Annotated in this window: 16 protein-coding genes; 10 read left to right on the top strand and 6 right to left on the bottom strand. The window is 32.3% G+C overall.

Features of this window, described 5'->3' with window-relative positions; translation table 11 throughout:
• Positions 1-15 precede the first annotated feature (15 nt).
• Both NG806_RS12840 and NG806_RS12835 read right to left on the bottom strand, forming a co-directional pair.
• A complete protein-coding gene (locus NG806_RS12840; RefSeq protein WP_214827806.1) occupies positions 16-342 on the bottom strand; it encodes a helix-turn-helix domain-containing protein in 327 nt (108 codons plus the stop codon).
• Positions 329-787, bottom strand: a complete 459-nt coding sequence (locus NG806_RS12835; RefSeq protein WP_214827809.1) for a transposase — start codon at positions 785-787, stop codon at positions 329-331. Before NG806_RS12835 ends, NG806_RS12840 begins: the two co-directional genes overlap by 14 nt.
• A gap of 211 nt (positions 788-998) precedes the next feature.
• On the opposite strand from NG806_RS12835, the gene NG806_RS12830 reads away from it, so the two are divergent.
• The 8 genes from NG806_RS12830 to NG806_RS12795 all read left to right on the top strand — a co-directional run bounded on the left by NG806_RS12830 (position 999) and on the right by NG806_RS12795 (position 7,369).
• Complete coding sequence (locus tag NG806_RS12830) at positions 999-1,976, top strand: helix-turn-helix domain-containing protein (RefSeq protein ID WP_214827812.1); 978 nt, start codon at positions 999-1,001, stop codon at positions 1,974-1,976.
• 388 nt (positions 1,977-2,364) lie between these two features.
• On the top strand, positions 2,365-3,009 hold the full coding sequence (locus NG806_RS12825; protein ID WP_261509943.1) for a Crp/Fnr family transcriptional regulator: 645 nt from the start codon (positions 2,365-2,367) through the stop codon (positions 3,007-3,009).
• 134 nt (positions 3,010-3,143) lie between these two features.
• Positions 3,144-3,986 (top strand): DUF5777 family beta-barrel protein, encoded by an 843-nt coding sequence (locus tag NG806_RS12820; RefSeq protein WP_261509942.1) that lies wholly within the window; start codon positions 3,144-3,146, stop codon positions 3,984-3,986.
• A 1-nt stretch (position 3,987) separates the two neighbouring features.
• On the top strand, positions 3,988-4,338 hold the full coding sequence (locus tag NG806_RS12815; protein ID WP_214827823.1) for a c-type cytochrome: 351 nt from the start codon (positions 3,988-3,990) through the stop codon (positions 4,336-4,338).
• Positions 4,339-4,350: 12 nt separating this feature from the next.
• Positions 4,351-4,896: a YceI family protein gene (locus tag NG806_RS12810; protein WP_214827827.1), complete on the top strand. Its 546-nt coding sequence runs from the start codon at positions 4,351-4,353 to the stop codon at positions 4,894-4,896.
• The gene (locus NG806_RS12805) at positions 4,893-5,420 is read left to right on the top strand and encodes an ankyrin repeat domain-containing protein (protein WP_261509941.1); all 528 of its coding nucleotides are present in this window, start codon (positions 4,893-4,895) and stop codon (positions 5,418-5,420) included. Before NG806_RS12810 ends, NG806_RS12805 begins: the two co-directional genes overlap by 4 nt.
• Positions 5,421-5,423: 3 nt before the next feature.
• The gene (locus NG806_RS12800) at positions 5,424-6,209 is read left to right on the top strand and encodes a T9SS type A sorting domain-containing protein (RefSeq protein ID WP_261509940.1); all 786 of its coding nucleotides are present in this window, start codon (positions 5,424-5,426) and stop codon (positions 6,207-6,209) included.
• A gap of 305 nt (positions 6,210-6,514) precedes the next feature.
• A complete protein-coding gene (locus NG806_RS12795) occupies positions 6,515-7,369 on the top strand; it encodes a GNAT family N-acetyltransferase (protein WP_261509939.1) in 855 nt (284 codons plus the stop codon).
• A gap of 66 nt (positions 7,370-7,435) precedes the next feature.
• Here NG806_RS12795 and NG806_RS12790 read toward each other — a convergent pair whose 3' ends face one another.
• From NG806_RS12790 to NG806_RS12780, 3 genes are all read right to left on the bottom strand, one after another.
• Positions 7,436-7,801: a helix-turn-helix transcriptional regulator gene (locus NG806_RS12790; RefSeq protein ID WP_261509937.1), complete on the bottom strand. Its 366-nt coding sequence runs from the start codon at positions 7,799-7,801 to the stop codon at positions 7,436-7,438.
• Positions 7,802-7,974: 173 nt separating this feature from the next.
• Positions 7,975-8,286 carry a hypothetical protein gene (locus tag NG806_RS12785; protein ID WP_261509936.1) on the bottom strand — a complete coding sequence of 104 codons (312 nt, stop codon included), beginning with the start codon at positions 8,284-8,286 and terminating at the stop codon, positions 7,975-7,977.
• A 209-nt stretch (positions 8,287-8,495) separates the two neighbouring features.
• Positions 8,496-8,954, bottom strand: a complete 459-nt coding sequence (locus NG806_RS12780) for a hypothetical protein (RefSeq protein WP_261509935.1) — start codon at positions 8,952-8,954, stop codon at positions 8,496-8,498.
• 232 nt (positions 8,955-9,186) lie between these two features.
• Between NG806_RS12780 and NG806_RS12775 the strand changes: the two genes are divergently transcribed.
• The gene (locus NG806_RS12775) at positions 9,187-10,467 is read left to right on the top strand and encodes an alkaline phosphatase family protein (RefSeq protein ID WP_261509934.1); all 1,281 of its coding nucleotides are present in this window, start codon (positions 9,187-9,189) and stop codon (positions 10,465-10,467) included.
• A 71-nt stretch (positions 10,468-10,538) separates the two neighbouring features.
• Here the strand turns inward: NG806_RS12775 and NG806_RS12770 are convergent, their stop codons facing one another.
• Positions 10,539-11,423, bottom strand: a complete 885-nt coding sequence (locus NG806_RS12770) for an NAD(P)H-binding protein (protein ID WP_261509933.1) — start codon at positions 11,421-11,423, stop codon at positions 10,539-10,541.
• A 170-nt stretch (positions 11,424-11,593) separates the two neighbouring features.
• On the opposite strand from NG806_RS12770, the gene NG806_RS12765 reads away from it, so the two are divergent.
• The gene (locus NG806_RS12765; RefSeq protein ID WP_261509932.1) at positions 11,594-11,968 is read left to right on the top strand and encodes a winged helix-turn-helix transcriptional regulator; all 375 of its coding nucleotides are present in this window, start codon (positions 11,594-11,596) and stop codon (positions 11,966-11,968) included.
• Positions 11,969-12,039: the final 71 nt, after the last annotated feature.

The raw sequence follows: 12,039 nt of genomic DNA, 5'->3' as shown, positions 1-12,039 counted from the left end.
AAATTAATTGTTCCTTTATAGTGATAATGGAAATTGACTTTTCCATTTGGCAAGTGTATTTCGGCTTATTCCAAATAATTTAGAGGTCTGTATATTATTGATTTTGTTCACTCTCTGATATTCTATAATTTTTTGGATACTTATCTGATCATAAGAATGAAGTTTCTGATTAAAAGCATGCATTTCTTTGGTCTGATGAGTGAAAATACTTCTGTGTATTTCAATAAATTCAAGAGAAGTTTTTATTTCTTTGGATAATAATGGATTGAGCTCTTTCCTTCTTTCAGGAAATTCTTTTTCAATCAGATCACTATAAATTTTATTGTAATTAGGGTTGTTCATATTTGGTATTTTTTGATATCCATTTATAGAGTGTGGTTTTAGGGATTCTGTATTCATTTATAATCTGTTGCTTTGTTTTTTGTTGACTGCTGATCAGTTCTAAAATAAAATTGATTATTTCCCGGGTATATATATTCTTTTTAAAAACTGGCAGTCTGCTTTTTTTATTATTTTCAGTAATGGACAATCCTTGCTTTGAAGGTGGTGAGTAGAGTACTAAATGCTGGGAATACAACCTGAAAAAATCATACTCCAGTAATTTGCTCCATCTCAATAATTGCCGACTGTCTATACTTTCAGATTGATACATTATTTCTACTTCTTCTTCTAAGACATTTAGAAAATTACAGATCCTAGCCATTGGGACTTGAAGCTCTTCAACTTTAATCTTTAGGTATTGACCTATATGGATATGTTTAAAGTTTTGTTGTATAGGGTGATTCATTTATGCTTTTGAATAGTGTTTTTTTGTTTTTTTTGCTTTCCTTGTATGTTTTTTGTAAAATTATGTACTTTTGTAAATCAGTTATATGGGATATAAATTAAATTTGAAAATAAATTTATTTTTTATTTAATGTATTTAAAATCAGTATATTACATGAAATAAAATTGAAAAATATTTAGATAGAACACTAATGATAATTTATAAGGTAAAAATGGAAGAGCTTAAACGTCGTTTTATATACCAGTATTTCATTTTGATGAGCAGCATTGTCTTGTTAGAGATTGGGATTAGATTTTTTATAGATGATACAGTCATGGCTTTATATAATATAGGTGGGCTGATATTTTTATCTTATGGCTATTTAATGATGCGAGAAAGATATCTTGCAGATAAAATGGTACATGCCTATCTGATTATACTTCCCTTGTATCTTTTTTTTAGCATGCTTGTACATTGGGAAAGTACAGTGGTAACTTTTGCATGGTTATTTCCTTTGCCACTGATGGCTTACATATTTTTCTCAAAAAAAGTTGCTATAGCCTATTCTGTGTATATCATTGCCAATATACTAGCTTCTTTTGTTGTTTATTACTATTTTAATTTTCAATTTAGAGACTATTCTCGTGGAGAAATTATTATTCTTGATACGATTGCTTTTGTTTCTAATTTTACTTTCATCATGATGTTGTTGATTTATAATAACGAAATCAATAAATTGGAATTCTTATTGGAAATTCAGGAGCAGGAATTAGGTCGTAATCGCATTAAAGTTCAAAAAGTAACTGTTTTAGAGAAGATAGAAAGGAAAGATGATATGATTAATGAAGAAATAGCAGAACAGCTGGAAAGGTGTATGAGGGATGAAGAATTATTTAAAAATTCGAATCTCACTATATCAATAGTAAGTACCCATTTAAATGTAAATTATACTTATATTTCAAAAATTATCCGTTACAAAGGGTATAAGAACTTTAATAGTTATTTAAATACGTTTAGAGTTAACTATGTCAAAAATCTTATCAATGAAAGTGATTTGCAGAAGGTGACCCTTATGTATATTTATACGGAAGCGGGATTTAGCAATCAGGCTACTTTCAATAGGGTATTTAAACAGATAGAAGGGATTACGCCAAGTGAATATGTAATACAAAGCTTAGAGAAAAAAAGAGTTAAATCTAGGTCTTTCTAATTTTTTCAGATGAAGAATACAACTCAAAATGGAAGTTAGGGAAAATTAATGAAGTTGAGCCTTTCGTTTTAGAGGTAACAATGTACAAGCATAAGATTTTTCTTAAAATAAATCAGAATGCCTCAATTTATTGAGGCATTTTTTATGTATAATTTTAATTATTCCAGAATTGCTGTGTTTATCACTATAATTTATGATAGTTTATATTTTGATAAATTATTATTCGATTAGTAATTTATGATTACGAATTTGAGCGGTGTAATTTTTTTTATTTAGTATTACTTTAAATAGAGTAAAATATTCGTCATTTGAATGCGGATAATAAAAATTTAACATTTATTCACCAATTCATTTTATATATTTGTCTTCTATTAGTTTGATATAATATATGATCGATCATCAATTTATTGTTAATAAATTCGGCTTTCTAGGTAATGATTTTGTAAATGAAGTGCATGAATACAGTATTACAGATAAAATCAAAGCAAAGACTGAATTGATCAGAGAAGGAGAGAAAATTAAGTATATCCCTTTTATGATTAGAGGATCTGTGAAGGTATACTGTCTGAATGATGGACGGGAACTGATCTATTATTATGTAAGACCTAATGAGAGCTGTGTGATGACATTTTCGTCTATCTTCAGTAATTACATCAGTAAAATCTATGCAATCACCGAAGAAGAATCTGAAGTATTGTTAATACCTGTTTCTGTAATGCACGATTGGCTCATTCGTTTTCCTGGAATTAACAGAGTTTTTTATCAGGAATATGATAAGCGATTTATAGACGTAATGAATATGGTGAATGAAGCCGTATTCCATAGGTTGGATAAAAGGGTACTTAATTATATCAAACAACAAATTTCAATAACAGGGAATCATCCTATAAAATTAACACATAGAGAAATTGCGAGTAACCTTGGGACATCCAGGGAGGTCGTAAGCAGAGTCCTGAAAAAGATAGAAAATGAAGGTGAGATCTTTCAGGGAAAAGAGGGAATTAGAATTGCTATTCATGAAAATGTTAGCTAACTCTAATGAAAATTGTTTTAATAGTTTTTTTTAATAAGCTAATTGATAAATACAATTTGTTAGGTGACTTTTATCACACATTTTTGAACTGATAACTCTATAAGTTTGCCATACTAATATTTTTTAAAATTTGTATGACAAAAACTCTATTATTTTTGTCAATATTATCCTCAACTCTTGCCTTTTCACAGGAGGATTTGCTGAAAGATATTGACACCATTAAAGCAAACACAGAAAATTCGCAGCCCGCTTTTAAGGCCCTGCAGATTGTTACAGGACAATCTACAAAACTTGCTGCTAAAAATGAATGGTACATTGTGGTGGCGCACCGTTTTGGTGACATCAGTACAGGATTCAAAAATTTCTTTGGACTGGATGAAGCTTCTACTAAATTAGGAGCTATTTATGGGGTTAACGATTGGCTATCTCTAAACCTATCCAGAGAAACCAATCAGAAAACTTTTGAATTAGGCGCTAAATATAAGGTCCTTAAACAAAACGAAAGTTTTCCTGTTGATGTAGTTGGTTACAATGTATTGGCCTTGAATACTGATCTTGATAAGGATAATTATCCGGGGCTTCATTTTGGCGACAGACTTTCTTATCTTACTCAGGCTTTAATTTCCAGAAGATTTGATGATAAACTTTCGTTACAGTTAACTCCCTCATACATTCATAAGAACCTTTACGAACCTAAAAATGAAGATAAAAATCAGTTCTTAACAGGATTAGGAGGACGTTACAAAATTTCTAAAAGGATCTCTATCAATGCTGAATATTTTGTGAATTTTGACAATCATAGTTTTTATAAAAATCCTTTATCATTAGGCATGGACATCGAGACAGGAGGCCATGTTTTCCAGCTGGTATTTAGCAACTCCCAGCTCAATTCTGATATAGGTTATCTTTCCAATGCTGTTGGAAACTGGGGAAAAGGACATATTTACTTTGGTTTTAATCTTTATAGAGTTTTTTAAGATGAAGAAGTTAATATACATCATAGCATCGACAGCTTTACTTATTTCTTGTGAAAGCAGAACATACGAAGAGATTTCAGATAATACGCCAATCACTCAACAGGTAAAGTACACAACAGATATAAAACCAATTATTGATGCCAATTGTATCAGTTGTCATTCTGTAAATGGTCCAGCTGCCTATAAGCCATTTACCAATTATGATCTGGTGAAAGCCAGTATAGATGATATGTTAAATAGGATACAAAGACCACTTGGAGATCCTGAGAAAATGCCGCAGGGAGGATCGTTACCACAATCACAAATCAATATTTTTATCAAATGGAAAGCTGATGGACTTATTGAAAATTAAATCAATTTTAATATGAAAAAATTAACACTCATAATGGTTTCGTTACTTTTTAGTAATCTGATTTTAGCGCAAAAATACAGCTCTAAAACAGGCAAAGTAACTTTTGAAGCATCTGTACCACTATTCGAAGATGTGTATGCCCAGGATGATAACAACATCGTTGTTGTGAATACAGATACGGGTGATATGGCATCTATATCAATAGTGAAGAATTTCCATTTTAAAGTAAAATTAATGGAAGAACACTTCAATGAAAGCTATGCAGAAACGGCAAAATATCCCAAAACAACTTTTACAGGAAAGATTGCCAATTTTGATAAAAGTAAGCTGTCTGCAACACCGCAAAAATATACAGTACAGGGAACATTAAATTTCCATGGGGTAAATAAACCGGTTTCTTCTACAGCAACAATTTCCTCAAAAGACGGAAAGATATACATGCAGGGAAGTTTTGTAGCGAAGCCAGCCGATTTTAATGTGACCATTCCTAAAATGGTTACGAAAAAAATTGCTGAAAGTATCAATGTTGAATACAATTATACACTGGTTAAACAATGAGAAAACTAATTATTATTCTTAGTGTTTTCCTGAGCTTTTCTTTTGTGTCTGCTCAGGAAAAAGCAAAATCAATTTTTGATATTGCCAGAAGTGGAACTGTAGCTGAAGTTAAAGAACAGATGAAACAGAATCCGGATGTTATCAACCAAACCAATGAAAGTGGCTTCTCTCCTCTGATCTTAGCATGCTACAGAGGGAATATAGAAGTGGCTGATTTTTTGATGGATAAAGTAAAAGATATTAATTATAATTCTTCAATGGGGACTGCTCTCATGGCGGTTATATATAAAGGTGATTTAAAACTAACTCAAAAATTATTAGATCATAAATCAGATATCAATACAACAGATGCTACAGGAACAACACCATTAATTTTTGCTTCAAAATTAGGGAATATAGAAATGGTGAAACTTCTCATGAAAAACAAAGCAGATAAAAATTTAAAGGACAAACAAGGAACTACAGCTTTTGAATATGCTGTTCTTTCAAAAAATCAAGAACTTATAAACCAATTTAAAAATTAAAATATGAAAAACATTGTACTCTTTTCTCTTCTATTAACAGGTTTTTTGGGCATTTCGCAACAAAAGACCACAGGTGATGTACCTTTATCCCCAAATAACGGGATAACTGCAAATTTTACTTTGGATAATACCACTTCTAAAGTAACTTTGATTTTAAAAGGTCCGGCTGACAGATGGTTCGGTCTGGGGATTGGCGTTAGTGCAGGATTTAGCATGTCAGCGGGTGATGCTGTGGTTTATTCTGATGTTACGACTCCAAAACTGACAGATAGAAATTTTCAAGGAACATTTCAGCCACCACTAGACGCTTCACAAGACTGGACGATTGTAAGTGATGTCGTTTCAGGGGCTGTAAGAACACTGACTTTAACAAGAGCTTTGACAAATTCAGATCCTAATGATTATCAAATGCCTTACGCTACTACAAATTCTATAAGCTTTGCAGGACCAAGACCAGCTACTGCTACAACGACGGTTGCTCCTCATGGCGGGACTGCTAACGTAGGATATGCAACAGCTTCTTTTTCTGCTGTATTAGGAGTAAACGATACTGAATTACAAAGTAAAAAAATTGTTCTTTATCCAAATCCTGCAAAAGAAACAGTGAACTTCAAAAATGCTGACAGAATAAAATCTATTGACATTTATGAAACAACAGGTAGAAAAGTAAGAACCGTAAAATTGAATGGTGAAAATATCAGCGTTTCTGATTTAAAATCTGGAACCTATTATTTTGAAATCACTTCTAAAGACGGAACTTTATCTTTTGAGAAATTGATCAAAGAATAAGAAAAAAAATAATTCTTTAATTTATAATACCTCTAGAAATAGAGGTATTTTTATTTTTGTGAAAACCTGAGCTTATATTATATTGGGCAGAAAATATAATTTTTTGAATGATCTTCGGCGTGAAAATATCTATCGTCAGATCGAGTGTTTTTCGAAATGAAATGGAGGAAAATGTATCGAGATCTCCTGTAATTCACTTGAGATGATTTTACAAAGACCTGCGTAAAATCATGTATCATAACACGACCATCTTCAATCCAAATTCAGGTTAATTCAGTAATTTTAAAACGTACAAAATAATATCAATGGAATTCAGAAATTTAGCCGACCTCAATATAACAGGCCTTTTATCAGTATTTAATCTTTCTTTTTCTGATTATTTGGTTCCTTTTCATTTGACTTTGGAGCAGCTCACATCAAAAATTAATGCAGAAAAAATAGATATGAATCTTTCAGTTGGAGCATTTCAATCCAATCAGATTGTTGGTTTTATTCTGCATGCTGAAAAAGTAGAAGATAGAAAACGAATTGTGTATAATGCCGGAACTGGGGTTACTCCTGAATACCGTGGACAGGGATTGGTGAGAAAAATGTATGATTATATTATCCCAATGCTACGAGACAGAAAAACAGATATATTGGCACTTGAAGTTATTGAAGGAAATGAACCTGCGATCAGAGCATATACCAATCTAGGATTTAAGATTTCTCGAAAACTGCTTTGTTTTAAAGGAAATATTGAAACTAAAGAAACATCTTCTGAGATCAATGTGCAACAGCTGGATCACTTCCAATGGAAAACGTTCAAGTCTTTCTGGGATATTGAACCCTCATGGCAGAGTTCGGTAATTGTCCTTGACCAGATGCGAAATGACTTGGTTATTTTGGGAGCATACGAAATGACTGAGCTTGTAGGTTATGCTATATTTAATCCAGCGATAGGAAAAGTATATCAGGTGGCTGTTAATAAAGAAAATAGGAGAATGGGGATTGGGGCGAAACTTTTTAAGGTGATAGGAGAGATGAGTGCGGGATCGGTAGTCGTTATGAATAATGTAGATGATTCCTCAGAAAATACGTCTCAGTTTCTGAGGAAAATAGGTCTTGAAAATTGGGTGTCTCAGTTTGAGATGGCGAATAATATTAATATTGAATCATAAAAAAGAATGCTGCTTCTATAGAAACAGCATTCTTTCATTTATATTTTTAGTAGAAATGATCATTGATTATTTTCCAGATTTAAACTTTTCCAAGTCTTTCTTCTGAGACTCATTTTGCTCTTTAAGTAAGTTAATATAGTCATTTAAATGATCTAAAACATGATTGGGAATACTACAATAATAATTATAGTTACCCGAGCTATCATTAAATGTAAGATTGTCATTATTCTGGATGATACTTGAAGGCTTTTCTTCTTTTATATCTTCAACCGGAACCTCTAAAGCTTTAGCCAGCTTTTCCCATTCATCATCAAATATTCTCACATCTCCACTTTCCTTTCTGCAATAATTGGAAACATCTGTGGCCAGGATTTTAGACATGTATTCTTGAGTATACCCTCTTTGCTTTCTTAAAATTCTTAGCTTTTCCATAGTTGTTGTTTATGTGCTTTGTACAAATATAAAGAAAATTGTTGTTTTTAATATTCTTGTTGATACTTATCCTTTGAGAAAATTGCTCTCCTTGATGTGCTCTGAAGTAAACAAAATTGTCGTTTACTATTTTATTACAAAAAAGCCACTCATAAACATGATTGATTCTTTTCTTATTTAGATTTCTGCCAGTTATAATCCAGTGCTTTATTTGTGTAATTATATATAGTTTCACTATCTGATTGGAGCTCCTGTTTTATGAGAATATTTCCATCTTCAGTAGTTTTAAAATCTTCACCATAGTAGCTTAAAACTTTCTTTAATCTTCTATGAAATTCTGAATTATTTTCAGGAATATAACTTTCATAATTATTACCATCAAACCTGGTAGGTTGAAATGTAGTATAAGAGTTTCTGTAAAATAAATAACCAGCAAAAAATACAATACTGGTTAAAAATAGGATTATTATGTTTCTCTTTTTCATAATATTATTACTTGCACGCTACCGCACGAATCTTTTCGTGTGGATAAAATTATATTCCTGCATCTTAAAAAAATAAGATCTCATTCAAAACCTATTTTTAACCAGATTTCTACATGTTTTATGTAAAGATATAAAATGAGGCAGTTTGTCGAAAGTAATTATAATAAAAATGCCACACGAAAGGATTCGTGCGGCAGCGGAGGATTTTTTTATTTAAACATTGTATTTTCTTTTACAAAATCTATATCAGTGGAATTGGCAACTACCCATATATATCCTTCGGAACTTTGTTTTGTCTGTACATTATAATAATGACTATTTTTCTCACACGATTTTAATCTAACACTATCACCCTCATTTATTCCACCGGGTATTATTGTATATAGTTCAGCGAGAGATCCTTCAATTCTATAGGGATAAATTCCATTTTTTACTGTGTCGTTAAGTGACTTATTAAACTCTTTTACACTGCTATGTGTCAATCTTAATTGAATAATACCAAAGGCATGATTACGTGACTGTTTAATATTTGTAACATAACCATTCAATTCTACATTATTATTTAAAACATTATTTAATCTAATATCTTCTTTTGCACCTGTTTTTTTTAAAAATATTACTATTGTTGCAAAAACGATAAACACTATAAAAAATCTTAAATATTTCATATTAATTAAGTTAAAGCCTTTCTGTACAAATTTAAGTCTATTTCCATGGTAATTATCAGCAGTTATCTTATTATTAATTCTTTTAATCTATTGTCGATCTTAGCTTGTGGATTATTCGAATTAACGGATAGGATAATTAATTTTCATCAGTTTCCAATTTCTTTAATATACTTTTAATCTATTAAACTTTTCAGAGAAAAACATAGGATGTAACTTTGCCAAAAATTTTATAATGAAGCGAGGAATACAAATTTTACTCCTGTTTATTTCGGTAATGGGATTTGCTCAGAAAGCACCAGTTGATACGACACAGGTCGTGATCCCTAATCGATATAATAGTGTAGATGCTCAAACGAAGCCATATGTTATTATGATCTCAACGGATGGGTTTAGATATGATTATGCTAAAAAATACAATGCTGAAAATCTTTTAAAATTATCTAATAATGGGGTTCAGGCAAAGGCAATGATTCCAAGTTATCCAAGTATTACATTTCCTAATCACTGGAGTTTAATCACGGGATTGTATCCTGCACATCATGGATTAATTGATAACTTTTTCTACGATTATAAAAGGAAAGAGTTTTATGCGATGAGTGATAAAAAGAATGCTGAAGATGGAAGTTGGTATGGTGGAACTCCACTTTGGGGGCTGGCTGAAAAACAAGGGATGATCTCTGCCACAATGATGTGGGTAGGTTCTGCGAGTGATGCAGGAGGGAAAAGACCAACCTATTATTATCCTTATCATGAAAAGTTCACTCCTTCTGAGAAAGTGGATAAAGTGGTTAACTGGTTAAAATTGCCAATGGATAAAAGGCCGCATTTTATTACATTATATTTTCCGGAAGTAGATGGAAGCGGACATCATTTTGGACCTGATGCTAAGGAAACGGAAGTAGCCGTTCATCTGGTGGATAATGCAATCGGAGAACTGGTTCAGAAAGTAAATAATCTGGGATTAAAAAATGTAAATTTCATTTTTGTTTCTGATCATGGAATGATAAAAGTAGATGGAGGGACTCCTTTAGAAATCCCTGAGATGCTTTTTAATAAAGAAAGATTCGATTTCTTTAATTCTCAGACTTTATTAAGGGTTGTGGTAAAAAATCCCGCAGAAACTAAAACAGTTTATAACGAACTTAAAGCAAAGAAAACTGACGATTACGAAGTTTACTTAGATAAAAGGCTTCCTAAATACATGCATTTTGGAGCTAAAGATGATCAATATCACAGAATAGGACAGATCCTTCTGATACCAAAGGCTCCAAAGATATTCTTAGAAAAAGGAAAGACAACATCGGTTGGAAAGCATGGATATAACCCAAGGCTTGTTCCTGAGATGAAAGCAACATTCTTTGCCTGGGGTCCACAGTTCAAAAATAATCTGGTTATTGATGAATTTACCAATGTGAATGTCTATCCTTTAGTGACTGAAATCTTGGGATTGAAAAATGACCAGCCAATTGATGGTAAATTGAAAGTTTTAAAGGGAACTTTAAAAGATAAATAAGATTAAGATCCGATTAAAATAAAGTTTCGGCGGACCAAAGGTCCGCCGAAACTGTTTTATTGATAAAAAATCTAGGAATTAAATTGAACTGCAAATTCCTTCGCAAACTCTTCTAATTTAACTCCTTCTGAAACAGGTGAGCCACGCTCAATAAAATCGGCCTGTACCACTCCCGTCCTCATTCCTTTCCCCATTTCGGTATATAATTCAGCCATTTCCTGGGGAAGGCCTCCCTGAAGTGCTCCGTTCAAATATTCTTCATCTGTAAATTCTACCCAAGGCAATTCAGGTTTTCCAATCGATGAACCCAGAACGGCAGCAAAATCTGATGGAGTGCGCACATCGCTTACGACATATCTTATATTTTTACCCTCAGGACTTTTAACCAGTTCTTCTGCCGCTGCTTTAGCAATATCTGTTGGATGTACCAACGGAATGCTTGCGTTTTCCGGATAATTGCCACCTATGATTCCTGCATTTTTAACCAATGGAATATCATTGAAAAAATTAATGTAAAAATATCCGGCACGTAAGAAAGTGATAGCTGTATTTTCTAAGTCATTGTATGATTTTTCGATACGGTGAAGACCTTTAATAGGACCAGTTTCTATTGGAGAAGCTGCACCTACACTACTTAACATGACAAGTCTCTTCACGTTTGCTTTTCTGATTGCTTCTGCATAATTCTTTCCTGCATTTGCAGTTTCTTCAACAATATTTACACCACCCATATTTGGAGGGGTCATGGCAAAAACGGCATCTGCACCTTCAAATGTTTTATTTAAGAAATCTAAGTCTGTAATAGAGCCGATAGCTGCTTTTGCACCTAATGATTCAATTTCATTTTTTTTAGATTCATTACTGCTGATGACAGTAATATCATGTCCTTCTGTAATTAATTGTTGAGCTAATGGTTTGGCTACATTTCCTAATGAACCTGTGATTATAATTTTCATATGTAAAATTTTTATTGTTTTTAATGGTCATATGTAATCGTTGAATATTGATTAGTCTTTATGAATTGATCAAGTGATTGCGATTTCATATGTAAATATTTTTTTATTTCTGAGAACAAAGTTATATTTGTACTTACTTTTATACAAGTACTTACCCTAAAGTATGTATCATGGCAGAAATTAAAGAAAGTTCAACCATCCAGGAAAACAGACGAAATATACTGGATCAATGTCCCGTAATGTACGTTATGGAAAAGATTGGTGGTTTTTGGAAACCTATTATTCTATTTCAGTTGTCAACAGGAGGAAAAAGATACAGTGAGCTAAAAAGAGCCATTCCCGAAGTAACAGAAAAAATGTTGATCCAGCATTTAAAACAATTGGAAGCTGATGGTTTAATCATTAGAACGGCGAAGCCTGTTGTTCCACCTCATGTAACGTATGAGCTAAGTGAAGCAGGCAATAAACTGGCTCCTGTGATCGATGCGATGGCAGATTGGGCTTTTCAGGATATGAAAGGAGAGCACAATTGGAAACCAGTGTAATTAAAACGTTAAGAGAAAATTAAAAGTATAGCAAAAAAGCCCCTCAATTGAGGGGCCTTTCTATTAAAAAA

Source organism: Chryseobacterium paludis, assembly GCF_025403485.1.
Classification (GTDB): Bacteria; Bacteroidota; Bacteroidia; order Flavobacteriales; family Weeksellaceae; genus Chryseobacterium; species Chryseobacterium paludis.
Note: the sequence above shows the minus strand (reverse complement) of the source record. Positions and strands in the feature narration are given on the sequence as shown.